The sequence below is a fragment of the Angustibacter aerolatus genome, assembly GCF_054776675.1.
In genome coordinates this window covers 1-25,506 of record NZ_BAAHBM010000048.1, presented here as the reverse complement: position 1 = coordinate 25,506, position 25,506 = coordinate 1, and the positions used below count along the sequence as shown (strand labels likewise).

Below are 25,506 nucleotides of genomic sequence, written 5' to 3'. Positions count from 1 at the left end.
GTGCGCGCCGGGCCGACCTGCACGCTCACCTGCGCGCTCACCCCCAGGCCACCGGACGACGGCCGCGCAGCGCCCAGCGCTCGGGCCGCTGCGGGGCCGGGGCGGGACGGTGCAGCGCCAGCCCCAGGAAGCCCGCCGCCGCCAGCAGCGCGCCGCCGGCGACCGCCAGGGCCTCGGCGGTGCTCGGGCTCCACCAGCCCAGCAGGACGGTGACGGTGGCCAGGGTGGCCGCCGACGTCGAGAGGGTGACGGTGGCCAGCACCAGGGTCGACGTGGTGGTCGCTCGCATGCCGGGGACGCTAGGCGCGGCGAGCGGGGCGCGGTGCCGCGCCGGCCGACGTCCGGCCGAAGGGGGCGGGGTGGCGCACCGTCGGTGACCGGCGGCGGACGGCGCGTGCGGCGCCCGTCCGGGTGCCTCGGCCGCCCGGCGTGGCAGCGGCCGCACCGAGCGTGACGCGGTGCCCACCGGGCCCGTCGGTGGCGCGGCCTAGACTGCTGCGGTGACGACGCCCTCCGCGTACCTCGACCACGCGGCGACCACCCCCATGGTCCCCGAGGCGGTCGCCGCGATGGCCGACGAGCTGGCCCGGGTGGGCAACCCGTCCTCGCTGCACACCGCCGGCCGCCGCGCCCGCCGCGTCGTCGAGGAGTCGCGCGAGCAGCTGGCCGCCGCCGTGCGGGCCAGGCCCAGCGAGGTGGTGCTCACCAGCGGGGGCACCGAGTCCGACAACCTGGCCGTGATCGGCACCTACCGCGCCCGCCGGCGCGCCGACGACCGTCGCCGCCGGGTGCTCGTGAGCAGCATCGAGCACCACGCCGTGCTCGATGCCACCGAGGCGCTCGCCGCGCACGAGGGCGCCGAGGCGGTGCTGCTGCCGGTCGACCGCACCGGCCGCCTCGACGTCGCGGCGCTCGAGGCCGAGATCGCCCGCGACCCGGCGTCCGTCGCGCTGGTCAGCGTGATGTGGGCGAACAACGAGGTCGGCACCCTGCAGCCGGTCGACGACGTGGTGCGGCTCGCGCACGCGCACGGCGTGCCGGTGCACACCGACGCCGTGCAGGCGGTCGGCCAGGTGCCGGTCGACTTCGCGGCGTCCGGCGTCGACCTGCTCACCGTCACCGCCCACAAGCTCGGCGGGCCGGTGGGCGTCGGTGCGCTGGTCGCCGTCCGCGGTGCCGAGCTCGAGCCGCTGGTGCACGGCGGCGGGCAGGAGCGCGGTGTGCGCAGCGGCACCCTCGACGCCGCGAGCGCGCGGGCCTTCTCGGAGCGCGCCGAGCAGTCCGACGGGTCGCTGCCCGGCCGCGCCGACCGGGTGCGCGCGCTGCGCGACCGGCTGCTGGCCGGCGTCCTGGAGGCGGTGCCCGAGGCGGAGCTGGTGGGCGCGCCGGTCGACCCCGCGCTGCGGCTGCCCGGCAACCTGAACGTCGCGTTCCGCGGGTGCGAGGGCGACTCCCTGCTCTACCTGCTCGACGCCGCCGGCATCGAGTGCTCGACCGGCTCGGCGTGCCAGGCCGGCGTGCCGCAGCCCAGCCACGTGCTGCTCGCGATGGGACTCGACCCGGTGCTGGCCCGTGGTGCGCTGCGGCTGTCGCTCGGCCACTCGACCACCGACGCCGACGTCGACGCCGCGCTCGCCGCCCTGCCCGCCGCGGTCGAGCGGTCGCGCGGCGCGTCCCTGGCCACCCGGGCGTCCTGATGCGGGTGCTGGCCGCGATGAGCGGCGGCGTCGACTCGGCGGTCGCCGCCGCGCGGGCGGTCGAGGCGGGTCACGACGTGGTCGGGGTGCACCTCGCGCTGTCGCGCAGCCCGCAGGCCGAGCGCACCGGCGCTCGCGGCTGCTGCACGATCGAGGACGCCTCGGACGCCCGCCGCAGCGCCGACGTGCTCGGCATCCCGTTCTACGTGTGGGACCTCGCCGAGACCTTCCAGGCCGCGGTGGTCGACGACTTCGTCGCCGAGTACGCCGCCGGGCGCACCCCGAACCCGTGCGTGCGCTGCAACGAGCGGGTCAAGTTCGCGGCGCTGCTCGACCGGGCGGTGGCGCTGGGCTTCGACGCGCTGTGCACCGGTCACTACGCGCGCGTCGAGGGCGGCCGGCTGCTGCGCGCGGCCGACCACCGCAAGGACCAGTCGTACGTGCTGGGGGTGCTGACGCCCGAGCAGATCGCCCGCGCCGTGCTGCCGCTGGGCGGGTCGGTGAAGGACGACGTGCGCGCCGAGGCCGCGCGCCGGGGCCTGCCGGTCGCCGCCAAGCCCGACAGCTACGACGTGTGCTTCGTGCCGGACGGCGACACCGCGGGCTGGCTCGCCGACCGGCTCGGGTCGCGGCCGGGGGAGGTGCGCGACGAGCAGGGCGCGGTGCTCGGCCACCACGACGGGGCGTACGCGTTCACCGTCGGGCAGCGCAAGGGCCTGCGGATCGGACGCCCCGCCGCGGACGGCCGCCCCCGCTACGTGCTCGACGTGCAGCCGGTCAGCGGCACCGTCGTGGTCGGCCCGGCCGAGCGGCTCGACGTGCTCGGGCTGCGCTGCGGCCCGGTGCGCTGGTGCGGGCCGGCCGCGCGCGACGGCGACCGGCTGCGGGTGCAGGTGCGCGCCCACGGCGAGGCGGTGCCCTGCACGGTGCGACTGACCGACGACGACGGCGTGGGCGATCGGCTCGTCGTCGAGCTCGAGCGCCCGCTGCGCGGGGTCGCACCCGGCCAGGCCGCCGTGCTGTACGACGGCGACCGGGTCGTCGGGGCGGCCACGATCGCGGCCACCGACCGCACGGTGCAGCCCGCGTGAGCGACCATGCGCGGGGGGCCGAGGGCGGCCTGCTGCTGCCCGGATCCGGCAGCGACGCGGCGGTCGAGCCCGAGCCCACCGGCGCCGTGGCGACCGGCCTGGGCAGCTGGCCGGGCACCGACGTCGCCGAGGCGCTGCGCGTGGTGAGCGGCGAGCTGCCAGACCTGCCGCACCAGCCCGAGCTGCCGGGCCGCGGGCCGGGCGCCGACCTGATCGGGCGGTCGGCGGCGCGGCTCGTCGACCTGCCGGTCGACCTGCAGCCGATGGGCTGGCGCCTGGTGTCGCACCCCGGCCGCGACCAGGCCAGGGCCGAGGCGTTCTGGCGCGAGGACCTCGACCGGCTCGCCGCCGCCTTCGACGGGTGGACCGGGCCGCTGAAGCTGCAGCTGGCCGGACCCTGGACCCTCGCCGCGTCGGTGTGGCTGCCCCGCGGCGAGCGCGCCGTCGTCGACCCCGGCGCGGTGCGCGACGTCACCGGGTCGCTCGCCGAGTCGGCCGCCGAGCTGGTGCGCCAGGTGCGCGGGCTGGTGCCCGGCGCGCGGGTCGTCCTGCAGCTCGACGAGCCGTCGCTGCCCGCCGTGCTGGCCGGGCACCTGCCCACCGCGTCCGGCTACGGCGTGCTGCGGGCGATCGAGCCGGGCACCGCCGAGCGGGCGATCACCGACGTCGTCGACGCCGTGCACGCAGCGGGTGCGACGACGGCGGTGCACTGCTGCGCTCCCGACACCCCGGTCGCGCTGCTCGCCCGCACCGGCGCCGACGCGCTCTCCCTCGACACCTCGCTGCTCGGCCCGAACGGGTGGGAGTCGGTCGCCGCCGCCGTCGAGGCCGGCACCCGGTGCTGGGCGGGCGTGCTGCCGACGTCCGGACCGCTGCCCGGCACGGGGCAGGTGGCCGGTGGGCTGGTCGCCGCGTGGCGCCGCGTGGGTCTGCCGCTCGCCGGGCTGCGCGAGGTCGTGGTCACGCCGACGTGCGGCCTCGCGGGTGCCGCACCCGCTTCGGCTCGGGCCGTGCTGGCCCGGGCCGTCGAGGTCGCCCGCGAGGTCGACGAGCGCGCGCAGGACTGAGTCGGGGCGCGCGGGCGCGGAGGCCGGGCGGTTGTCGGTGGCCTGCGGCAGAGTGTCGACCGTGAGCCGCAGCACCGAGCAGCCCCCCGCCGAGCCGATCGACCACGTCGAGCCGAGCGAGCCCAGCGAGCAGGCCGGCGCCGCCGTGCCCGCCGAGGCGCGGCACGAGTGGGACGACCTGGCCGACCAGGTGCGCGGGCACCGCTTCGCCTACTACGTGCGCGACGCGCCCAGCATCAGCGACGGCGAGTTCGACGCGCTGATGCACCGGCTCGAGGCGCTGGAGGAGGCGCACCCGGGGCTGCGGGTGCCCGACAGCCCCACGCAGACCGTCGGCGGCACGTTCTCGACCGAGTTCGGCGCGGTCGACCACCTCGAGCGGATGCTGAGCCTCGACAACGTCTTCAGCACCGACGAGCTCACGGCGTGGGCGGCCCGGGTCGAGCGCGACGGCGGCGACGGCGGCTGGCACTGGCTGTGCGAGCTGAAGGTCGACGGCGTCGCCATCGACCTGGTCTACGAGCACGGCCGCCTGGTGCGCGGCGCCACCCGCGGCGACGGCCGCACCGGCGAGGACGTCACGCTGAACGTGCGCACGCTGCGCGACGTGCCGCAGCGGCTGCAGGGCGACGACCTGCCCGCGCTGGTCGAGGTGCGCGGCGAGGTGTACTTCCCGGTCGAGGCGTTCGAGGAGCTGAACGCCGGGCTGGTCGAGGCCGGTCGCGCGCCGTTCGCGAACCCGCGCAACGCGGCCGCCGGATCGTTGCGGCAGAAGGACCCGAAGGTCACCGCGACCCGTCCGCTGCACCTCATCGTGCACGGCCTCGGCGCCCGCGACGGGTTCGACATCACCCGGCAGTCGCAGGCCTACGAGCTGCTGCACGCCTGGGGGCTGCCGACCAGCCCGCACGTGCGGGTCGTCGACGACGTCGCCGGGGCCGTCGAGATGGTCCGGTACTACGGCGAGCACCGGCACGACGTCGAGCACGAGATCGACGGCATCGTGGTGAAGGTCGACGAGCTGTCGGTGCAGCGCCGGCTCGGGTCGACCAGCCGGGCGCCGCGCTGGGCGATCGCCTACAAGTTCCCGCCGGAGGAGGTCACGACCCGGCTGCTCGACATCCAGGTCAACGTCGGCCGCACCGGCCGGGTGACGCCGTTCGGCGTGATGGAGCCGGTGCTCGTCGCCGGCTCCACCGTCTCGATGGCCACCCTGCACAACGCCTCCGAGGTGCGACGCAAGGGCGTCTGGATCGGCGACACGGTGGTGCTGCGCAAGGCGGGCGACGTGATCCCCGAGATCCTCGCGCCGGTGCTCGGCGCCGACGGCGAGCACGCCGAGGGCGCCCGCGAGTTCGTCATGCCGACGCACTGCCCGGCCTGCGGCACCGAGCTCGCACCGCAGAAGGAGGGTGACGCCGACATCCGCTGCCCGAACACGCGCTCGTGCCCGGCGCAGCTGCGCGAGCGCCTGTTCCACGTCGCCTCGCGCGGCGCGTTCGACATCGAGGCGCTGGGCTACGAGAGCGCGTCGGCGCTGCTCGACGCCGGCCGGGTGCAGGACGAGGGCGACCTGTTCCGCCTCACCGAGGCCGCGCTGACCGGCGTCCCGGCCTTCACCAAGAAGGACGGCACGCTCTGGGCCAACGGCCGCAAGCTGCTCGACAACCTCGAGAAGGCCAAGCAGCAGCCGCTGTGGCGGGTGCTCGTCGCGCTGTCGATCCGGCACGTCGGGCCGACGGCGGCGCGCGCGCTGGCCCGAGAGCTCGGGTCGCTGCAGCGGATCCGCGAGCTGGCCGCCGGCGACCAGGCCTCCCTGGCGCAGGTCGAGGGTGTCGGCCCCACGATCGCCGAGGCGCTGCACGACTGGTTCGACATCGGCTGGCACGCCGCCCTGGTCGACAAGTGGGCCGAGGACGGCGTCCGGATGCAGGACGAGCGCGACGAGTCGACCCCCCGCACCCTGGAGGGGCTGAGCATCGTCGTCACGGGCTCGCTGGAGGGGTTCAGCCGCGACGAGATCCGCGAGGCGATCCTCGGGCACGGCGGCAAGGCGTCCGGGTCGGTGTCGAAGAAGACGTCGTACGTCGTGGTCGGCGAGAACCCCGGCACCAAGCACGACAAGGCGGTCGAGCTGGGGGTGCCCGTGCTCGACGAGGCCGGCTTCCGGCAGCTGCTCGCCGAGGGCCCGCCGCCCGCCGCCCCGACCGACGAGCCGCCGGCCGCCCCGGATCCGGTCACCTGACGGCCCCGGCTTCAGGTCCGTCGGGCCGCTGCCGATGGGCACCAGGGGCCGCAGGACGCGCGCCACGACGACAGCCACGACAGCCAGGACGGCGAGGTGACGGTGAGCGCGACGCACGACGCGGTGGTGCACCAGCACCCGCAGCCGACCGCCGCTCACGCAGCACGCGTCGTCTCCGCGGCCTCGGTCGAGGCCCGCAACGACGTCACGTCCGCGGCGCACCCCCGGCTCTTCGCCAACTACCTGACGCTCGTCACCGTGCTCGGCGTCGGGCTGCTGGCCCTGGTGCTGCTGCGGCTCGACCCGCGGGTGCTGGCCCACGTGCCGCCCGGTCAGCTGCTGGCGCTGGGGACCTGCCTGGCGCTCGTCGTGCTCGGCGAGGTGCGGCCGGTGCTGGGGTCGGGCACCGCCGACCCGAACGGCGTCACGCTCTCGACGACGTTCGTGTTCCCGGTGCTGCTGCACCAGGGGCTGGTGCCCGCCGTCGTCCTGCACGCGGTGGCCATCACGATCTCCGGGCTCGTCGAGCGCAAGTCGGCACGGCGCACCCTGTTCAACCTCGGCCAGTACGTGCTGACCGGCGCCGCCGGGTGGGCTGTGCTGGCCGCCGCCGGCCGGCGGCCCACGCTCGAGCACCCCTGGGTGCCGGCGACGCTGTGGGACCTGCTGCCGATCGTGCTCGCCGCCGTCGCCTGCTTCGCCGCGAACAACGTGCTGGTGTGGATCGCCGTCGCCGCGTTCGAGGGCGAGCACCCGTGGCGGCTCATGCGCGACGACCTGCCCTTCCAGGCCGCGGTCTCGTGCGCGCAGTACGGCCTGGCCCCGCTCGTCGTCGTGCTCATGCAGCACGCGCCGCAGCTCGTGGTGCTGACCGTCGTGCCGATGATCGCCATCGAGCGCAGCGCCGCCGCGTCGCGGGTCAGCCACGAGCAGGCCACCCACGACGACCTGACCGGCCTGGCCAACCGCAAGCAGCTGGTGCACGAGGCGACCCACGCGATCGCCGACTCCGCCCGCACCGGCGAGCCCTGCGCGCTGTTCCTGCTCGACCTCGACCGCTTCAAGGAGGTCAACGACGCGCTCGGCCACCAGGTCGGCGACGCCGTGCTGCGGGCGGTGGCCACCCGGCTCACCGGCGCGCTGCGCCCCGAGGACCTCGTGGCGCGGCTCGGCGGCGACGAGTTCGCCGTGCTGCTGCGCCGGGTGCGCGACGTCGAGGCCGCCCTGGAGGTGGCCGTGCGGCTGCAGGCCGCCCTCGACGTGCCGCTCGAGATCGACGGGCAGGCCATCGACCTCGAGGGCAGCATCGGCGTCGCGCTCGTGCCCGACCACGCCGACGCCTACGAGGTGCTGTTCACCCGCGCCGACATCGCCATGTACCTGGCCAAGCACGAGCGCACCGGCGTCGAGGTCTACGAGTCCTCGCGCGACGAGAGCTCGGCCTCGCGCATGGGCATCATCAGCGGGCTGCGCACCGCCATCGAGCGCGGCCAGCTCGAGCTGCACTACCAGCCGAAGGCGACGCTCGACGAGAAGCGGGTGGTCGGCGTCGAGGCGCTGGTGCGCTGGCGGCACCCCGTGCGCGGCCTCGTGCCGCCCGACCAGTTCATCCCCGTCGCCGAGCAGTCGGGCCTGATGCGCCGGCTGACCGACGAGGTCATCGAGCTGGCGCTGGCCCAGATGGGGCGGTGGACGGCGCTCGGCATGCGGGTGCCGGTCGCGGTCAACGTGTCGTTCCGCGACCTGGTCGACCTCGAGCTGGTCGGCCGGCTGCGGCAGCGGCTCGCCCACCACGGCGTCGAGCCGGCGCTGCTCACCCTCGAGATCACCGAGCGGGTGCTGACGGCCGACCTCGACACCGCGCGGATCACCCTCGAGGCCCTGCGCGACCTCGGCGTCGGGCTGTCGCTCGACGACTTCGGCACCGGCTGGTCGTCGTTGCGGCTGCTGCGCGAGCTGCCGGTCACCGAGATCAAGATCGACCGCAGCTTCGTCTGGCGGGCGGTGACCGAGCCCGACGACGAGGTCGTGGTGCGCGGCCTGACCGAGATGGCCCACCGGCTCGGGCTGCAGGTGGTCGCCGAGGGCATCGAGACCGAGGAGACCTGGCAGCTCATCGGCTCGCTGCACTGCGACTCCGCGCAGGGGTGGCACCTGGCCCGGCCGCTGCTCGCGGACGACGCCACCCGCTGGCTGGCCGAGCGACTGCTGCCCGGCGTCCCGCCGATCGCCGAGCCGGGCTGCCCGCCGGTCGCGCCGGTCGTGGACGCGCCGGCTGTGGACGCGCAGCCTGTGGACGCCTGACCTCCGTCCACAGCGGCACCGCCCCGCGCCGGGGTGACGGGCCCCGCCCATAGACTCTCGGCATGTCCTCAGAACCGTCGCTGACCCGCGACGACGTCGCGCACCTGTCGAGCCTGGCGCGCATCCAGGCCGACGACGCCGAGCTCGACCGCCTCCAGGGCGAGCTGGCCCAGATCCTCGACGCGGTCGCTCGCGTGCAGGAGGCCGCGACCGACGACGTGCCGCCGATGTCGCACCCGCTGCCGCTGTCGAACGTCACGCGTCCCGACGAGCCGCGGCCGAGCCTGAGCGCCGAGCAGGCGCTCGCGGGCGCCCCCGCGAGCGAGGAGCAGCGCTTCCGGGTGCCGCGCATCCTGGAGGAGGACTGATGAGCGACCACGACCTCGTCCGCACCACCGCCGCCCGGCAGGCCGAGCTGCTGCAGGCCGGTGAGGTGTCGTCGGTCGAGCTGACGCAGGCGCACCTCGACCGCATCGACGCCGTCGACGGCGCCGTGCACGCCTACCTGCACGTCGACGCCGAGGGTGCGCTCGCCGCCGCCCGCGCGGTCGACGACGCGCGCGCCGCGGGGGAGCAGCTGCACCCGCTCGCCGGCGTGCCGGTCGCCGTCAAGGACGTCGTGACCACCAAGGGCCTGCCGACGACCGCCGGCTCGCGCATCCTCGAGGGCTGGGTGCCGCCGTACGACGCGACGCTGGTGCAGCGCCTGCGGGCGGCCGGCAGCGTGCTGCTGGGCAAGACGAACATGGACGAGTTCGCCATGGGCTCCTCCACCGAGCACTCGGCGTACGGCCCCACCCGCAACCCGTGGGACCTCGACCGCATCCCCGGCGGCTCGGGCGGTGGCTCGGCCGCGGCGGTCTGCGCCTTCGAGGCGCCGCTCGCGATCGGCACCGACACCGGCGGCTCGATCCGGCAGCCGGCCGCGGTCACCGGCACGGTCGGCGTGAAGCCGACGTACGGCGGGGTGTCGCGCTACGGACTCATCGCGCTCGCCAGCAGCCTCGACCAGGCCGGGCCGTGCACCCGCTCGGTGCTCGACGCCGCGCTCCTGCACGAGGTGATCGGCGGGCACGACCCGATGGACTCCACCAGCATCGACGCCCCCGTGCCCGCGGTCGTGCAGGCCGCACGGGCCGCGAGCGACCCCGGTGCGGCGCTGGCCGGCGTCCGCGTCGGGGTGATCCGGGAGCTGAACGGCGACGGGTTCCAGCCGGGCGTGCGCAGCCGCTTCGACGAGGCGGTGGCCCTGCTGGCCGAGGCCGGCGCCGAGGTCGTCGAGGTCTCGTGCAGCAGCTTCGACCTCGCCCTCGCGGCGTACTACCTGATCCTGCCGAGCGAGGCGAGCAGCAACCTCGCCAAGTTCGACGCCATGCGGTACGGCCTGCGGGTGGCGCCCGAGGGCGTGGCCGCCCCGACCGCGGAGCAGGTCATGGCCGCCACCCGCGAGGCCGGTTTCGGCGACGAGGTGAAGCGCCGGATCATCCTGGGCACGTACGCGCTGTCCAGCGGGTACTACGACGCCTACTACGGCCAGGCGCAGAAGGTGCGCACGCTCATCGCCCGCGACTTCGCGGCCGCGTTCGAGCAGGCCGACGTGCTGGTCTCGCCGACGGCGCCCACCACCGCCTTCCGGCTCGGCGAGAAGCTCGACGACCCGGTCGCGATGTACCTCAACGACGTGGCGACCATCCCGGCGAACCTCGCCGGGCTGCCGGGCATGTCGCTGCCGGCCGGCCTCGCCGACGAGGACGGTCTGCCGGTCGGCCTGCAGCTGCTCGCGCCGGCCACGGCCGACGACCGGCTCTACCGCGTCGGCGGCGCGCTCGAGGCGCTGCTCGAGCAGCGCTGGGGCGGACCACTGCTCGACCGTGCGCCCGCGCTGACAGGGAGGATCCCGGCATGACCACGATCGCGTCCGACGAGGTCCTCGCCTACGACGAGGCGGTGCAGCGCTTCGACCCGGTGCTCGGCCTCGAGGTGCACGTCGAGCTCTCGACCCGCACCAAGATGTTCTGCGGCTGCAGCACCGTCTTCGGCGCCGAGCCCAACACGCAGGTGTGCCCGGTGTGCCTCGGCCTGCCGGGGGCCCTGCCGGTGGTTAACGCCGCCGCCGTCGAGTCGGCCATCCGCATCGGGCTGGCTCTGGGCTGCACGATCACGCCCTGGGGGCGCTTCGCGCGCAAGAACTACTTCTACCCCGACATGCCGAAGAACTTCCAGACGTCGCAGTACGACGAGCCGATCGCGGTCGACGGCCACCTCGACGTCGTGCTCGACGACGGCAGCTCCTACCGGGTCGACATCGAGCGCGCGCACATGGAGGAGGACACCGGCAAGTCGCTGCACGTGGGCGGCGCCACCGGCCGCATCCACGGCGCCGACCACTCGCTCGTCGACTACAACCGGGCGGGCATCCCGCTCATCGAGATCGTCACGCGGCCGTTCGAGGGCGCCGGCGACCGCACGCCGGAGGTGGCGCGGGCCTACGTGGCGGCGCTGCGCGACCTGCTGCGGGCGCTGGGCGTCTCCGACGTCCGCATGGAGCAGGGCTCGCTGCGCTGCGACGCCAACGTGTCGCTGCGGCCGCGCGCCGCCACGCCGCAGGAGCAGGCGCAGGTGCCGTTCGGCACCCGCACCGAGACGAAGAACGTCAACTCGCTGCGCAGCGTCGAGCGGGCGGTGCGCTACGAGATCTGCCGCCAGGCGGCCCGGCTGAGCGCGGGCGGTTCCATCGTGCAGGAGACGCGCCACTGGCAGGAGGGCGCCGGCCTCACGACGTCCGGCCGGCCCAAGTCGGACGCCGACGACTACCGGTACTTCCCCGAGCCCGACCTGGTGCCGGTCGCCCCCGACGCGGCCGAGGTCGAGCGGCTGCGCGCCACCCTGCCCGAGGCCCCGCCGCTCCGCAGACGCCGCCTGCAGGACGCGTGGGGCTTCAGCGACCTCGAGATGCGCGACCTGGTGAACGCCGGGGCCACCGAGCTCGTCGAGCAGACCGTCGCCGCCGGGGCGTCGCCGGCAGCGGCCCGCAAGTGGTGGTCCGGCGAGCTGAGCCGCCGCGCCAACGCCGAGGGCCGCGAGCTCGCCTCGGTGCCGGTCACCCCGGAGCAGGTGGCGCAGCTCGCCGGCCTGGTGGAGTCCGGGCGGATCAACGACACCATCGCCCGGCAGGTGCTCGACGGCGTGCTGGCGGGGGAGGGGTCGCCCGAGGAGGTCGTGACCGCCCGCGGGCTCGAGGTCGTCTCCGACGACGGCGCCCTCGGTGCGGCCGTCGACCGCGCCATCGAGGCGAACCCCGACGTCGCGCAGAAGATCCGCGACGGCAAGGTGGCCGCGGCCGGCGCGCTCATCGGTGCGGTCATGAAGGAGATGCGCGGGCAGGCCGACGCGGCGCGGGTGCGCGAGCTGGTGCTCGAGCGCCTGTCCTGACCCGGCGGCGGTGCCGAGGGCGGCGCCCGGTTGCCCAGGCCGGGTGTCGGGTCGGCGGTCGTCCTGACGGTGCCGCGAGCCCGCAGCGGACGGCAGGTGCTTGGACGTGCAAGTTGCCGCGTCGGTTCAGCGTCCCCGGCCGGACGCCGATAGACACCGGGTGCAGGTGTCGACGCAGGAGCGCTCGCGGCTGGCGCTCGTGCTCGTCGCAGCCGGCGTCGCCGCGGCAGCCGTCGTGTTCCTGCTCGGCCTCGTCAGCGACCCGGCGGCGCACCTCGACCTGGTGGTCGGCGACCTGGCGAGCGGGGCGCTCGCCGTGGCCACCGGACTGGCGCTGCTCGTCGCGCTGCACCGCTCGGCCCCCGCGGCCCGGCCGTCCCTGCGCCTGATGTCGGTGGCGATGCTGCCCTGGGGTCTCGGCCAGCTGCTGAACGGCACCTCCTTCCTGCTCGGCACCGGCACCGTGCTGGGCCTCGGTGACCGGCTGTCGCTCTGCGCCGCGCCGATCGCGTTCGCCGGGCTGCTGCGGATGCCGCGCCCGCGCACCAGCCGCGTGCAGTGGGGACGGCTCGGGCTCGACGCCACCCTGCTCGGCGCGGTCGCCGCTCTCGTCCTGTGGCAGACCGGCTTCCACGACGTGCTCGGCCCCCACGGGCTGGACGCCGTGTCGGCCACGGCGCTCGGCACGATCGTCGCCGAGCTGCTCATCGTCTCGCTGCTGCTGCTCGCCTGGCTGCGCGACCTCGACCCGGCGCTGCTGCTCGCCATCCTCGGCGTCGGGCTCTACACCGTCGCCGACCTGGTGATCATCCTGGCCGCCGCGCACGGTCACGCGGTGCCGACGGCGGCGCCGGCCATGTGGTGCGTCGCGATGCCGGTCATCGGGCTGGCGCTGCGCCGGCTCGACCCGGCCCGCACCGCCGAGGGCGAGACGCTGCTGTCGGACCTGCGCGTGACGTCGGTGACGTCGGTGCTGGCGCTCGGCTGCCTGCTGGCCTCGCTGGTCACCGTCGCCGTGCACGGTCAGCTCGACCACGTGTCGGTCGGCCTGGCGCTGTGCGCGCTCGTCGTGCACCACGGCCGCGAGCTCCACGGGGCGGTCGCCCGCCGGGCGCAGCTGGCCAGGCTCACCGAGCAGGCGCTCACCGACCCGCTCACCGGGCTGGGCAATCGTCGGGCCATGCAGCAGGCGCTCGCCCGGCTCGACGAGGGCCAGCACGCCGTGCTCTCGGTCGACCTCGACGGCTTCAAGGAGGTCAACGACCTCCTCGGCCACACCCGCGGCGACCAGCTGCTGGTCGCCGTCGCCGCCCGCCTGCGCGAGGGCGTGCCCGCGGACGCGCAGGTGTTCCGCATCGGCGGTGACGAGTTCGCCGTGGTCGTGCCCGGCGACGCGCTGCACGCCGAGCGGGTGGGCGAGGCGGTGCTGGTCGCCGCCCGCGCGGCCGCGGCCGACGTGCAGGGCTCCGGCGCGGTCGGCGTGTCGGCGAGCGTGGGGGTGGCGCGCCTCGGCGACCGCACCGGCGCCGGGTCCGGCGACGAGGACGCGCTGGCGGTGCTCGTCGAGAGCGGCGCGGCGCTGCGCAGCGCGAAGCGGGCCGGCCGCGACCGGGTCGAGACGTACGACGGGGCGGTGGCGGCGACGCACCGGCGGGGGCTGCTGCTCGAGCGCCGGCTGCGGCAGACGCTGGCCGACGGCGGTCTCGACGTGCACTACCAGCCCGTCGTCGCGCTCGGCTCCCGCCAGGTGGTCGGCCTCGAGGCGCTCGCCCGCTGGGACGACCAACTGCTGGGCCGGGTGACGCCCGACGAGTTCGTGCCGCTCGCCGAGCGCTCGGGGCTCGTCGTCGAGCTGGGCCGGCAGGTGATCGAGCGCACCCTGCGCGAGCTGGGTGCCGCGCCGTGGCTGCCGCGCGACGTCCGCCTCGCCGTGAACGTCTCACCGGTGCAGCTGCGCGCCGCGGACTTCGCGGACGACCTCCTGCAGACGCTCGCGCAGCACGACGTCGACCCGGGCCGGTTCGTCGTGGAGGTCACCGAGCAGGTCTTCGTCGACGAGGACGACGGCGGCACGCGGCAGCTGACCCGGCTGCGGGACGGCGGCGTGCAGGTCGCGATCGACGACTTCGGCAGCGGCTACTCGAACCTGGCCTACCTCGGCCGGCTGCCCGCCACGATCCTGAAGGTCGACCGCTCGATCACCGAGGGCGTGCTCACCGACCACCGCTCGGCCGCGATCCTGCGGGCCGTCGTCGACCTCGGCGCCGCTCTGCCGATCGACGTCTGCGTCGAGGGCATCGAGACCGGTCCGCAGCACGACCTGGTGCGCGACACCGGCGCGCTGTTCGGCCAGGGCTGGCTGTACGGCGCGGCCGTGCCGGCTGCCGAGCTGCCCGCGCTGCTGGCCCGGATCGCCGCGTCGGCGCCCCGCGTCAGCCCAGCGTGAGCCGCAGCAGCTGGTCGTCGCCGGGTCGCGGGGTGCCGCGGAAGGTGTTGCTCGTCAGGGCGAGCAGCGTGCCGTCGCGGTCGAAGGCCACCGCCCGCAGCCGGCCGTGCCGACCCTCGAGCAGCGACTCCGGACGCCCGGCGCCGCCGGACCCGGTGAGCGGCACCCGCCACACCCGCTGCCCGGCCAGCGCCGCCAGCCACACCGACCCGCGGCCGACCGCCAGGCCGCTGGGCGAGGCGTCGTCGGTGCGCCACTGCCGCAGCGGCGGGGTGAACCCCCGGGCGACGTCGTCGGCGGTGCCGGCGCCCTCGACCTGCGGCCAGCCGTAGTCGCGGCCGGGTTCGATCCGGTTCAGCTCGTCCCACGTGTCCTGCCCGAACTCGTCGGCGTACATCCGCCCCTGCGCGTCCCAGCCGATGCCCTGCACGTTGCGGTGCCCGAGCGTCCACACCGGTGAGCCGGCGAACGGGTTGCCCGGCGCGGGGTCGCCGTCCGTGGTGATGCGCAGGATCTTGCCACCGAGAAACCGTCGGTCCTGGGCGCGCTCGCGCTGACCGGCGTCGCCGGTGGTGACGTACAGGTACCCGTCGGGGCCGAAGGCGAGTCGCCCGCCGTCGTGGTTGCCCGCCTTCGGGATGCCGTCGAGCAGCACGCGCGGCGCACCGAGCCGGTCGCCGTCCAGCGACATCCGCACGACGCGGTTGTCGGCCTCGGCGGTCAGGTAGGCGAACAGCCGCGTCGGGTCGTCGGGGTCGACGGCGATGCCGAGCAGCCCGCCCTCGCCGCCCGGCACGACACCGGGCACCCGCCCGTCCGGCCCCGTCGCGCGCAGCCGCACGACCTCGCCGTCCGGCTGCACGCGCACCACGGTGGCCTCGTCGCGCTGCGACACCAGCACCGAGCCGTCGGCCATCGGCACCAGCCCCCACGGCACCCGCAGGTCGCGGGCCAGCACCTGCTCCCCGGTCACCCGGGTCGCGGTGCCGGTCGACGCGCCCGAGGTGGACGCGGCCGGGACCGACGGTGACGCCGGTGCGGACGCCGGGGTGGACGACGCAGGCGAGGTACCGGACCCCGCTCGCGGTGCGGCGTCGTCGTCCGTCGCGGCCGAGCAGGCGGGCACCGCGAGCAGCGCACCGGCGAGCAGGGCGACGAGCAGCGGGCGTCCCATCCACCGAGTGTGCACCGTCCCGGCGGGGCCGGCCCCGCGGCCGCGGCATACCGTGGCGCGCATGAGCGACCTCGTCGTGACGCTGCCCGAAGCCCGGCTCGCCGAGGCGGTCACCGCACCGGACGGCGTCGCCGTCGAGGTCTGGGACCCCGCCCGCGGGCTCGACGACGTGGCCCGCCGCGCGACCGTCGTCGTGCCGCCGTACGCCGCCGGCACCACCGGGTTCGAGGTGCTCGGGCAGCTGCCCGACCTGCGCCTGGTGCAGACCCTGACCGCCGGGTACGACGACGTGGTGCGGCACCTGCCGGACGGCGTGGCGCTGGCCAACGCGGTGGGGCTGCACGACGCCAGCACCAGCGAGATCGCGGTGACGCTCGCGCTGTCGGTGCTGCGCGGCGTCCCCGAGTTCGTGCGCGCCGGCGACCGCGGCGAGTGGGCGCCTGCGCGCCGGCTCGCGCTCGCCGACCGCCGGGTGCTGGTCGTCGGGTACGGCGGCGTCGGCGCGGCCGTGGCCGCCCGGGTGCTGCCGTTCGAGCCGGTCGCGGTCACCGGCGTCGGCAGCCGGGCGCGCGCCGCGGGGCCCGACGGCGTGCCGGTGCACGGCGTCGACGAGCTGCCCCGGCTGCTGCCCGAGCACGACGTCGTGGTGCTCACCGTGCCGCTCACCGACGCCACCCGGCACCTGGCCGACGACGCGTTCCTCTCGGCGATGCCGGACGGCGCGGTGCTGGTCAACGTCGCCCGCGGCCCGGTCGTCGACACCGACGCGCTGCTCGACCACCTGCGGCGGGGCCGGCTCGTGGCCGGGCTCGACGTCACCGACCCCGAGCCGCTGCCCGCCGACCACCCGCTCTGGACCGCGCCGAACGTGCTGATCACCCCGCACGTCGGTGGCGCCACCTCGGCGTTCCCGCCGCGGGCCGTGCGGCTGCTGCAGGAGGTCGTCGACCGGCTGGCAGTCGGCCGTCGTCCGCGCGGCGTGGTGGTCGCGAACGGCTGGACGGACGGGCTGACCGCGGACTGACGGATCGCCCTCGTCCGCCCACCGGGACCGGCGTCCCACCACCCGGACCGCGGCGTAGCATCCGGGCCATGACGACGACCGACGCCACGACCTCGACGCAGCCCGACATCAAGCCCCGCAGCCGCGTCGTCACCGACGGCCCGGAGGCCACCGCCTCGCGCGGCATGCTGCGTGCGGTCGGCATGGGCGACGAGGACTTCGCCAAGCCGCAGGTCGGCGTCGCGAGCAGCTGGAACGAGATCACCCCCTGCAACCTGCCGCTCGACCGGCTGGCGAAGTCGGTGAAGGACGGCGTGCACGCGGCCGGCGGGTACCCGCTGGAGTTCGGCACGATCTCGGTGTCCGACGGCATCTCGATGGGCCACGAGGGCATGCACTACTCGCTGGTCAGCCGCGAGGTCATCGCCGACAGCGTCGAGACCGTGGTCAGCGCCGAGCGGCTCGACGGCACCGTGCTGCTGGCCGGCTGCGACAAGTCGCTGCCCGGCATGCTCATGGCCGCCGCCCGCCTCGACCTGTCGAGCGTGTTCCTCTACGCCGGGTCGATCCTGCCGGGCATCGCCAAGCTCTCCGACGGCACCGAGAAGGAGGTCACGATCATCGACGCCTTCGAGGCCGTCGGTGCGTGCGCCCGCGGCCTCATGCCGCCCGCCGACCTCGACGCCATCGAGCGCGCGATCTGCCCCGGCGAGGGCGCGTGCGGCGGCATGTACACCGCGAACACCATGGCCAGCGCGGCCGAGGCGCTCGGCATGTCGCTGCCCGGCAGCGCGGCCCCGCCCGCCACCGACCGCCGCCGCGACGGCTTCGCCCGCCGCTCCGGCCAGGCCGTCGTCGAGATGCTGCGGCAGGGCATCACCGCCCGCCAGATCATGACGCGCGAGGCCTTCGAGAACGCGATCGCCGTCGTCATGGCGTTCGGTGGCTCGACGAACGCCGTCCTGCACCTGCTGGCGATCGCGCACGAGGCCGACGTCGACCTCAGCCTCGACGACTTCCGCCGCGTCGGCGCGCGCGTGCCGCACCTGGCGAACGTCAAGCCGTTCGGCCGCTACGTCATGAAGGACGTCGACCACGTCGGCGGCGTGCCCGTCGTCATGCGCGCGCTGCTCGACGCCGGGCTGATGCACGGCGACGTGCTGACGGTCACCGGCCGCACGCTCGCCGAGAACCTCGCCGAGATCGCCCCGCCCGACGTCGACGGCAAGGTGCTGCGCGCCATGGCCGAGCCGATCCACCGCACCGGCGGCATCACGATCCTCGAGGGCACGCTCGCCCCCGAGGGCGCCGTGGTGAAGTCGGCCGGCTTCGACGAGGACGTCTTCGAGGGCACCGCCCGCGTGTTCGACGGCGAGCGCGGCGCGATGGACGCCGTCGAGGACGGCACGCTGCAGCCAGGCGACGTCGTCGTCATCCGCTACGAAGGCCCCAAGGGCGGGCCCGGCATGCGCGAGATGCTCGCCGTCACCGGTGCGATCAAGGGCGCGGGGCTCGGCAAGGACGTGCTGCTGCTCACCGACGGCCGGTTCAGCGGCGGCACCACCGGCCTGTGCGTCGGCCACGTCGCCCCCGAGGCGGTCGACGGCGGGCCCATCGCCTTCGTGCGCGACGGCGACCGCATCCGGCTCGACGTCGCGCAGGGCCGCCTCGACCTGCTCGTCGACCCCGCCGAGCTCGACGCCCGCCGGGAGGGCTGGACCGCCCCCGGCCCCAAGCACACCCGCGGCGTCCTCGCGAAGTACGCCAAGCTCGTCGGCTCCGCCGCGCACGGCGCCGTCTGCGACTGACCTCCGCGCCCGCCCCCGGCCTGGACGACGCGCGCGCCGACCGAGGGAGGGTCGGAGGGGTTGCGGCACCGTTCCACCGGCGTGCACGCCCCTCGGACGGTGCGCGAGCCCACTTCACGTGGCGCGCGAGCAGGGGAGGGCGGCGGGGGCGAAGGGGGCGGACCGGGACGCACCCGGGCGCACCGGGCTGTGACGGCTGAGAAACCTGGGACGACGCACCCGGAGTTGCGTGCGTGCGCGCCGGGCAGCCGACATGCTGTGCCGCGTGACGACCGTGGGACCCACGCGGCGCGGCGCGTGGTGGTCCACCGCGCTGGCCGCGCTGCTCGTGGTCGTCGGGGCCGTCGCCTCCGCGACGCAGGACGTGCTGCTGGTGGCCAGCGGGCTGGCGTCCGGGGCGGTCGCCGTCGTGGTGTCGCGCCGGCTGCACGGACCCGACCGCGCCGCGTGGCTGCTGGTGGGGCTGGCGCAGGTGGCGAACGGCGTCGGCAACGTCGCGATCGTGCTCGACCACGACGGGTGGTTCGCGCAGGCCGACCTCGGCAGCTCGCTGCTCTTCACGGCGGCCGGGGCGTGCATGGTCGCCGGGGCGCTGACCCTCGCGCTGGCCGCCCGCGACCGCCCGGGCGTGGCCTGGCTGGTGCTCGACGTGCTCACCGTCACCGGGGCGCTGACGCTCGTCGGCTGGGCCGCGGGGCTGCAGCGGCTGCTCGGCGACGGCGTCGGCGGCGGCGGTGACCTCGGCGTCGTGCTGGGCTGCATGGGCGTCGCGGGCAGCACCCTGGCGGTGCTCGTCGGCGCGCTCACCTGGCGCTCGCGGCCGGTGGGCGGCCGCGCCGGCGCCCGCCTGGTCGTCGCCGCGATCGCGATGAGCTGGCTGGGCGACACCGGGCTGGCCGGGCGGCTGCCGGTGCCGGACTCGTGGCTGGTGCTGAGCTGGGTGGCGTCGTCGTGCCTGTGCCTGGCGGGGGCGGCCTGGGCGGCGGGCGACGTCGCGCGGCCGGTCGGGGCGGGCGCCTCGGTCTGGGCCGGACGCGTGGTCTACGGCGTGGTCGTCGCGGTCGGCGCCAGCGTGCCGGCCTCGGTGCTGCTCTCGGGCGGCACCCTCGACCCGACCGGCGAGCGGCTGCTGGCGGCGGTGGCCGTGGTGCTCGTGCTGCGGCTGCTGACGCTGGCCCTCGACGCGCAGCGACTGACCGGAGAGGTGGTGCGGCGCGAGCAGCTGTACCGGTCGCTGGTGCAGACCGCGCCCGACCTCATCGTGCGCACCGACCTGACCGGCCGCATCGGCTTCGTCTCGACGTCGGTGCGCGCGATGCTCGGCACCGACGCCGAGCAGGTGCTGGGCCGGTCGGCGTCCGAGCTGGTGGTGCCCGCGGACGCCGGGCTGGTCGACGCCGCGTTCGACGCGCTGGCCCACGAGCCGAACGGCACCCGGCAGCTGGAGGTGCGGCTGCGCGACGCCGACGGCCGGCTGCTGCACCTCGAGGCCGTCGCCAGCCGGGTGGGCGACGACGTGGTGTTCGTCGTGCGCGACGCGACCGAGCGGGTGCGGCTGCAGCAGGAGCTGCTGAACGCCGCCTACCGCGACGCGCTCACCGGTCTGCCGAACCGGCAGGCGTTCGACGTGGCGCTGGCCGCCCGGTTGCGCGGCGGCGACGGCGACCAGCCGGTGGCGCTGGCCTTCTTCGACCTCGACGGCTTCAAGAGCGTGAACGACACCAGCGGCCACAGCACCGGCGACCGGGTGCTCGCGCAGGCGGGGGAGCGGCTGTGCGCGGCGACCCGGCCGGGCGACCTGGCCGCCCGGTTCGGCGGCGACGAGTTCACCGTGCTGCTCGCCCCCGGCACCGGGGTCGAGGACGCCGTCGCGCTGGCCGAGCGCACCATCGCCGCGCTCGGCGAGCCCTACCTGCTCGACGGCCGCGAGTTCGTGCTCGGCGCGACGGCCGGCGTGGCCGTGGGCGAGGTCGGCAGCGAGCCCGGCGACCTGGTGCGCGACGCCGACCTGGCGATGTACCGCGCCAAGGAGGCCGGCCGCGCCAGGGTGCGGGTCTTCGAGCCCAAGATGCTCGAGGAGCTGCGCCGCCGCGTGCACCTCGAGCAGCGGCTGCACCACGCGATCGTCGAGGACGGCCTGAGCCTGCGGTACCAGCCGGTCGTCGACCTCGGCACCGGTCGCGTGCCGGTGGCCGAGGCCCTGCTGCGCTGGACCGAGGGCGACCGGTCGGTGCTCGGTGCGGCCGAGCTGGTGGCGCTCGCGGAGTCCCGCGGCCGCATCCAGGCGATCGGCGGCTGGGTGCTGCAGCAGTCGGTGGCGCGGGCGGCGAGCTGGCGGGCGCTGGGTCACCAGACCGGCGTGGCGGTGAACCTGTCGGTGCAGCAGCTCGCCGACGACGGCTTCGTGGCGACCGTCGACCGGGTGCTGCGGGCCCACGGCCTGCCACCCGAGCAGCTCACCCTCGAGCTCACCGAGTCGGTGCTCATCGAGCGGGCCGGCAGCCACATCACCACGCTCGAGCGGCTGGTCGGGCTGGGCGTGCACCTCGCGGTCGACGACTTCGGCACCGGCTACTCGGCGCTGGAGTACCTGCGCCGGCTGCCCGTCGACCAGCTGAAGGTCGACCGCGCGTTCGTGCAGGGCCTGGGTCAGCTCGACGACGTCGACGCGCTGCTGCGCCGGGTGGTGGGCCTCGGCCGGGCGCTCGGCCTGTCGGTGACGGTCGAGGGGGTCGAGGGCATGGAGCAGGTGCGGCTGCTGCGCGAGATGGACGTCCAGCGCGGGCAGGGGTTCGCGCTGGCCCGGCCGCTCAGCGAGGTCGACCTGCTGGCCTTCCTCGACCGCGGGCCGGTCCCGATGCCGCCGCGGCTGCACGTGGTGGGGGAGCGCCCGGACGCCGTCGTGCCGCTCGCCACCAGCTCCGGCGTCCGCCAACTGGACCAGTCGTCCGGCATGTGAGACCGCGGGACACGGTGTTTGACACCCCGCGGGCCCGCGGTGGAGTGTTGCGAGCGTGCGCCAGCTCCTCGTAGTCCGGCGGCACGCGGCCTGAGCCGACAGCCCGAGCGCTGCTCGACCACCGCGTGCGACCCCTCGCCATGCCCCGACCCGGGCCGAGGGGTTTTTTCGTCTCCGGACCCGGGTCGGGGGTGCCGGAGCACCGACAGACAGCGCAGGAGAGGATCACGGACGTGACCACCACCAGCAGCAGGGTGACCCCCTCGGACGTCGCCGGCTCGGTCGCCGCACGCCGCACGCCGGCCGCCGACCAGCCCGTCACCGGCGCGCAGAGCCTCGTGCTCGCGCTCGAGCACCAGGGCGTCGAGGTCGTGTTCGGCATCCCCGGCGGGGCGATCCTGCCGGCCTACGACCCGCTGCTCGACTCGGTGAGCGTGCGCCACGTGCTGGTGCGCCACGAGCAGGGTGCGGGCCACGCGGCGCAGGGCTACGCGGTGGCGACCGGCCGGGTGGGCGTCTGCATGGCGACGTCCGGGCCGGGCGCCACGAACCTGGTGACGCCGATCGCCGACGCCTACATGGACTCGGTGCCGATCGTCGCGATCACCGGGCAGGTCGCCTCGGCGTCCATCGGCACGGACGCCTTCCAGGAGGCGGACATCCGCGGCATCACGATGCCGATCACCAAGCACAACTACCTGGTGACCGACCCGGCCGACATCCCGCGGGTGATCGCCGAGGCGTTCCACATCGCCGGCACCGGGCGCCCCGGCCCGGTGCTGGTCGACATCAGCAAGGACGCGCTGCAGGCGACCACGACGTTCAGCTGGCCCGAGAAGGTCGAGCTGGCGGGCTACCACCCGGTGACGCGGCCGCACGGCAAGCAGGTGCGCGAGGCGGCCCGGCTGATCGCCGAGGCGAAGCGCCCGGTGCTGTACGTCGGCGGCGGCGTCATCCGCGCCGGGGCCAGCGCGGAGCTGCGCGCGCTGGTCGACCACACGAACATCCCGGTCGTCACCACGCTCATGGGCATCGGCGCGCTGCCCGACACCCACCCGGCCCACCTCGGCATGCCCGGCATGCACGGCACGGTCGCCGCGGTCACCGCGCTGCAGCGCTCCGACCTGCTGATCAGCCTCGGCGCGCGCTTCGACGACCGGGTGACCGGCCAGCTGGCGACGTTCGCGCCGCACGCCAAGGTCGTGCACGCCGACATCGACCCTGCCGAGATCTCGAAGAACCGCACCGCCGACGTGCCGATCGTCGGGGACGCCCGCGAGGTGCTGCGCGAGCTGCTGCCCGCCGTCCAGGCCGAGGAGGCCGAGGGCCACCGCGGCGACTACACCGCCTGGTGGGCCGAGGTCGACGGCTGGCGCGAGACGTACCCGCTCGGCTACACCGACGCCGGCGACGGCTCGGTCTCGCCGCAGCACGTCATCGAGCGGCTCGGAGCCCTCGCGCCCGAGCACACGATCTTCACCTCGGGCGTGGGGCAGCACCAGATGTGGGCGGCGCAGTTCATCGACTACGCCGAGCCCAACACGTGGATCAACAGCGGCGGTCTCGGCACCATGGGCTTCTCGGTGCCGGCGGCCATGGGCGCCAAGGCCGGCCAGCCCGGTCGCACGGTGTGGGCGGTCGACGGCGACGGCTGCTTCCAGATGACCAACCAGGAGCTCGCCACCTGCGTGATCAACGACTTCCCGATCAAGGTCGCGGTGATCAACAACGGCAACCTGGGCATGGTGCGGCAGTGGCAGACGCTCTTCTACGGCGAGCGCTACAGCAACACCAAGCTGCACACCGACGCCGCCCGCCGGGTGCCCGACTTCGTGAAGCTCGCCGAGGCGTACGGCTGCGTGGGCCTGCGCTGCGAGCGGCCCGAGGACGTCGACGCCGTGATCGCGCAGGCGAACGCGATCACCGACCGGCCGGTGGTGGTCGACTTCGTCGTGCACCAGGACGCCATGGTGTGGCCGATGGTGCCGGCCGGCGTCAGCAACGACGCCATCCAGAACGCGCGGGGTGCCGCGCCGGTGTGGGACCGGGAGGAGTGACGATGAGCAAGCACACGCTGTCGGTGCTGGTCGAGGACAAGCCCGGCGTGCTGGCCCGCATCGCCGGCCTGTTCTCGCGCAGGGGGTTCAACATCGACTCGCTCGCCGTCGGCCCGACCGAGCACCCCGAGATCTCGCGGATGACGGTCGTCGTCGACGTCGAGAGCCTGCCGCTCGAGCAGGTGACGAAGCAGCTCAACAAGCTCGTCGAGGTCATCAAGGTCGTCGAGCTCGAGCCGACCGCCTCGGTGCAGCGCGAGCTGCTGCTGGTCAAGGTGCGCGCCGACCAGCACACCCGCTCGCAGGTGCTCGAGACCGTGCAGCTGTTCCGCGCCAAGGTCGTCGACGTCTCGCCCGACGCCGTGACCGTCGAGGCCACCGGCAACACCGACAAGCTGGCCGCGCTGCTGCGCGTGCTCGAGCCCTTCGGGGTCCGCGAGCTCGTGCAGTCGGGCATGGTCGCCGTGGGCCGCGGCCCGCGGAGCATGAGCGACCGCACCCTGCGCAGCGCCTGAGACCGACCTTCATCGCACGACAACCGATCCGAGGAGAGAACCACCAGTGGCCGAGATGTACTACGACGCCGACGCCGACCTGAGCGCCCTGACCAGCCGCAAGGTCGCCGTCATCGGGTACGGCAGCCAGGGCCACGCCCACGCGCTCAACCTGCGCGACAGCGGCGTCGACGTCCGCGTCGGCCTGCAGGAGGGCTCGGCGAGCCGCGCGAAGGCCGAGGCCCAGGGCCTGCGCGTCGTGACGCCGGCAGAGGCGGCGGCCGAGGCCGACGTGATCGTCGTGCTGACCCCCGACCACGTGCAGCGGCACGTGTACGCCGAGGCGATCGAGCCGAACCTCAGCGAGGGAAAGGCGCTGGTCTTCGGCCACGGCTTCAACATCCGGTTCAAGTACATCGAGCCCCCGGCCGGCGTCGACGTCGTCATGGTCGCGCCGAAGGGCCCCGGCCACCTGGTGCGCCGCGAGTACGCCGACGGCCGCGGCGTGCCGGTGATCGTCGCCGTCGAGGCCGACGCCAGCGGGAACGCCTGGCCGCTGACCCTCGCCTACGCCAAGGCGATCGGCGGCCTGCGCGCCGGCGGCATCAAGACGACCTTCACCGAGGAGACCGAGACCGACCTGTTCGGCGAGCAGGCCGTGCTCTGCGGCGGCGTCTCGCGCCTGGTGCAGAGCGGCTTCGAGGTGCTCACCGAGGCCGGGTACCAGCCCGAGGTCGCGTACTTCGAGTGCCTGCACGAGCTGAAGCTGATCGTCGACCTGATGTACGAGGGCGGCATCGCCAAGCAGCGCTGGAGCGTCTCCGACACCGCCGAGTACGGCGACTACGTGTCGGGCCCGCGGGTCATCGACGAGTCGGTCAAGGGCCGCATGCGCGACGTGCTGACCGACATCCAGGACGGCACGTTCGCGGCGCGCTTCATCGCCGACCAGGACGCCGGCGCCCCGGAGTTCAAGGCCTTCCGCGCCAAGGAGGAGCAGCACCCCATCGAGGCCACCGGCCGCGAGCTGCGCGGCCTCATGGCGTGGGTGAAGTCGTCGGACGACGACTACACCGAGGGCACCGCCGCGCGCTGACGCCCGCGACTCGCGTCTCAAGACGTGAGCCCGTCGTGCCGATACGTGGACGTCCGAGCAAACCCGCGGGTAGGTTCGGACGCAGGACGACGACACCGACCGACCCCTCGGCGTCGCGTCCGCCGGCACCGCCGCCGCCACGGTGACCCCGTGGGTGGGCGACGGCACCGGTCGCGCCGACCACGGCGTCCACGTGCCAGCACGACAGAGGACGCGATCATGAGCGAGACCGACGAGTTCACCCGCCGCGCGCTGCAGGAGTCGATGGACCTGCGCGACCAGGGGCACAGCGACGACTGAGCCCCCAGGGGCGACGCGGCCCGAGGGCGGCCACCGGCACCGGTGGCCGCCCTCGCGCACGTCCGGGTCGTCCGGTTCGTCCGGCGGCTCAAGTCGGCGCCGCGGACGGTCGAAGGCGTCCCCGAGCCACCCCCGTCTCGACGACCCGTGGAGCCCGCCGTGCCGACCCCCACCGCCCGCCGTCTCGCCGCCGCCACCTGCGGGCTGCTCGCCGGCGGTCTGCTGGTGGCGCAGGCCCCTGCCGCGAGCGGTGCGGACGGCGCCCGCCCGGCCGACCGCAGCACGGCGCAGACGACGCGCACCCGGGTGCGGGCCACCGAGCTGCGCGCCCAC

18 protein-coding genes are annotated in these 25,506 nt (G+C 75.4%); 16 read left to right on the top strand and 2 right to left on the bottom strand.

Annotation, left to right across the window (positions count from 1 at the left end; translation table 11 throughout):
* Nucleotides 1–37: 37 nt before the first annotated feature.
* Nucleotides 38–289: a hypothetical protein gene (locus ACYVI6_RS12040; protein WP_284290310.1), complete on the bottom strand. Its 252-nt coding sequence runs from the start codon at nt 287–289 to the stop codon at nt 38–40.
* Between the two features lie 256 nt (nt 290–545).
* On the opposite strand from ACYVI6_RS12040, the gene ACYVI6_RS12035 reads away from it, so the two are divergent.
* The 9 genes from ACYVI6_RS12035 (at nt 546) to ACYVI6_RS11995 (ending at nt 14,282) form a co-directional block, all read left to right on the top strand.
* Entirely contained in the window at nt 546–1,697 is a 1,152-nt protein-coding gene (locus ACYVI6_RS12035; protein WP_460446602.1) for a cysteine desulfurase family protein, read from the top strand.
* A complete protein-coding gene (gene mnmA, locus ACYVI6_RS12030) occupies nt 1,697–2,788 on the top strand; it encodes a tRNA 2-thiouridine(34) synthase MnmA (protein WP_460446599.1) in 1,092 nt (363 codons plus the stop codon). Before ACYVI6_RS12035 ends, mnmA begins: the two co-directional genes overlap by 1 nt.
* Nucleotides 2,785–3,855 carry a uroporphyrinogen decarboxylase/cobalamine-independent methonine synthase family protein gene (locus ACYVI6_RS12025; protein WP_460446598.1) on the top strand — a complete coding sequence of 357 codons (1,071 nt, stop codon included), beginning with the start codon at nt 2,785–2,787 and terminating at the stop codon, nt 3,853–3,855. Before mnmA ends, ACYVI6_RS12025 begins: the two co-directional genes overlap by 4 nt.
* A gap of 97 nt (nt 3,856–3,952) precedes the next feature.
* Nucleotides 3,953–6,100, top strand: coding sequence for an NAD-dependent DNA ligase LigA (ligA, locus tag ACYVI6_RS12020; RefSeq protein ID WP_460446601.1), 2,148 nt, complete (start codon nt 3,953–3,955; stop codon nt 6,098–6,100).
* Nucleotides 6,101–6,202: 102 nt separating this feature from the next.
* Nucleotides 6,203–8,404 (top strand): putative bifunctional diguanylate cyclase/phosphodiesterase, encoded by a 2,202-nt coding sequence (locus ACYVI6_RS12015; protein WP_460446597.1) that lies wholly within the window; start codon nt 6,203–6,205, stop codon nt 8,402–8,404.
* Between the two features lie 62 nt (nt 8,405–8,466).
* On the top strand, nt 8,467–8,772 hold the full coding sequence (gatC, locus tag ACYVI6_RS12010; RefSeq protein ID WP_460446596.1) for an Asp-tRNA(Asn)/Glu-tRNA(Gln) amidotransferase subunit GatC: 306 nt from the start codon (nt 8,467–8,469) through the stop codon (nt 8,770–8,772).
* A complete protein-coding gene (gatA, locus tag ACYVI6_RS12005) occupies nt 8,772–10,310 on the top strand; it encodes an Asp-tRNA(Asn)/Glu-tRNA(Gln) amidotransferase subunit GatA (RefSeq protein WP_460446595.1) in 1,539 nt (512 codons plus the stop codon). The genes gatC and gatA overlap by 1 nt, the downstream gene beginning before the upstream one ends.
* Complete coding sequence (gene gatB, locus ACYVI6_RS12000) at nt 10,307–11,836, top strand: Asp-tRNA(Asn)/Glu-tRNA(Gln) amidotransferase subunit GatB (protein ID WP_460446594.1); 1,530 nt, start codon at nt 10,307–10,309, stop codon at nt 11,834–11,836. Before gatA ends, gatB begins: the two co-directional genes overlap by 4 nt.
* A gap of 160 nt (nt 11,837–11,996) precedes the next feature.
* Nucleotides 11,997–14,282 (top strand): putative bifunctional diguanylate cyclase/phosphodiesterase, encoded by a 2,286-nt coding sequence (locus ACYVI6_RS11995; RefSeq protein WP_460446593.1) that lies wholly within the window; start codon nt 11,997–11,999, stop codon nt 14,280–14,282.
* Here the strand turns inward: ACYVI6_RS11995 and ACYVI6_RS11990 are convergent.
* Nucleotides 14,269–15,456 carry a PQQ-dependent sugar dehydrogenase gene (locus ACYVI6_RS11990; protein WP_460446592.1) on the bottom strand — a complete coding sequence of 396 codons (1,188 nt, stop codon included), beginning with the start codon at nt 15,454–15,456 and terminating at the stop codon, nt 14,269–14,271. The two genes, ACYVI6_RS11995 and ACYVI6_RS11990, sit on opposite strands and share 14 nt — an antisense overlap.
* A gap of 61 nt (nt 15,457–15,517) precedes the next feature.
* Here ACYVI6_RS11990 and ACYVI6_RS11985 point away from each other — a divergent pair, with 61 nt between their 5' ends.
* From ACYVI6_RS11985 to ACYVI6_RS11955, 7 genes are all read left to right on the top strand, one after another.
* The gene (locus tag ACYVI6_RS11985; protein WP_460446591.1) at nt 15,518–16,480 is read left to right on the top strand and encodes an NAD(P)-dependent oxidoreductase; all 963 of its coding nucleotides are present in this window, start codon (nt 15,518–15,520) and stop codon (nt 16,478–16,480) included.
* A gap of 68 nt (nt 16,481–16,548) precedes the next feature.
* Nucleotides 16,549–18,267, top strand: coding sequence for a dihydroxy-acid dehydratase (ilvD, locus tag ACYVI6_RS11980; RefSeq protein WP_460446590.1), 1,719 nt, complete (start codon nt 16,549–16,551; stop codon nt 18,265–18,267).
* Nucleotides 18,268–18,532: 265 nt separating this feature from the next.
* A complete protein-coding gene (locus tag ACYVI6_RS11975) occupies nt 18,533–21,226 on the top strand; it encodes a putative bifunctional diguanylate cyclase/phosphodiesterase (RefSeq protein ID WP_460446589.1) in 2,694 nt (897 codons plus the stop codon).
* A 254-nt stretch (nt 21,227–21,480) separates the two neighbouring features.
* On the top strand, nt 21,481–23,283 hold the full coding sequence (locus ACYVI6_RS11970) for an acetolactate synthase large subunit (protein ID WP_460446600.1): 1,803 nt from the start codon (nt 21,481–21,483) through the stop codon (nt 23,281–23,283).
* Nucleotides 23,284–23,285: 2 nt separating this feature from the next.
* Nucleotides 23,286–23,798, top strand: a complete 513-nt coding sequence (gene ilvN / locus ACYVI6_RS11965; RefSeq protein WP_460446588.1) for an acetolactate synthase small subunit — start codon at nt 23,286–23,288, stop codon at nt 23,796–23,798.
* A 46-nt stretch (nt 23,799–23,844) separates the two neighbouring features.
* Entirely contained in the window at nt 23,845–24,873 is a 1,029-nt protein-coding gene (ilvC, locus tag ACYVI6_RS11960) for a ketol-acid reductoisomerase (protein WP_460446587.1), read from the top strand.
* Between the two features lie 150 nt (nt 24,874–25,023).
* On the top strand, nt 25,024–25,173 hold the full coding sequence (locus tag ACYVI6_RS11955) for a hypothetical protein (RefSeq protein WP_460446586.1): 150 nt from the start codon (nt 25,024–25,026) through the stop codon (nt 25,171–25,173).
* Nucleotides 25,174–25,506 lie beyond the last annotated feature (333 nt).

What these genes read in the sequence shown, in the direction of transcription:
- ACYVI6_RS12040 (WP_284290310.1), bottom strand. Translation starts at nt 289, where the DNA reads ATGCGAGCGACCACCACGTCGACCCTGGTGCTGGCCACCGTCACCCTC.
- ACYVI6_RS12035 (WP_460446602.1), top strand. Translation starts at nt 546, where the DNA reads ATGGTCCCCGAGGCGGTCGCCGCGATGGCCGACGAGCTGGCCCGGGTG.
- mnmA (WP_460446599.1), top strand. Translation starts at nt 1,697, where the DNA reads ATGCGGGTGCTGGCCGCGATGAGCGGCGGCGTCGACTCGGCGGTCGCC.
- gatC (WP_460446596.1), top strand. Translation starts at nt 8,467, where the DNA reads ATGTCCTCAGAACCGTCGCTGACCCGCGACGACGTCGCGCACCTGTCG.
- gatA (WP_460446595.1), top strand. Translation starts at nt 8,772, where the DNA reads ATGAGCGACCACGACCTCGTCCGCACCACCGCCGCCCGGCAGGCCGAG.
- gatB (WP_460446594.1), top strand. Translation starts at nt 10,307, where the DNA reads ATGACCACGATCGCGTCCGACGAGGTCCTCGCCTACGACGAGGCGGTG.
- ACYVI6_RS11990 (WP_460446592.1), bottom strand. Translation starts at nt 15,456, where the DNA reads ATGGGACGCCCGCTGCTCGTCGCCCTGCTCGCCGGTGCGCTGCTCGCG.
- ACYVI6_RS11985 (WP_460446591.1), top strand. Translation starts at nt 15,518, where the DNA reads ATGAGCGACCTCGTCGTGACGCTGCCCGAAGCCCGGCTCGCCGAGGCG.
- ilvD (WP_460446590.1), top strand. Translation starts at nt 16,549, where the DNA reads ATGACGACGACCGACGCCACGACCTCGACGCAGCCCGACATCAAGCCC.
- ilvN (WP_460446588.1), top strand. Translation starts at nt 23,286, where the DNA reads ATGAGCAAGCACACGCTGTCGGTGCTGGTCGAGGACAAGCCCGGCGTG.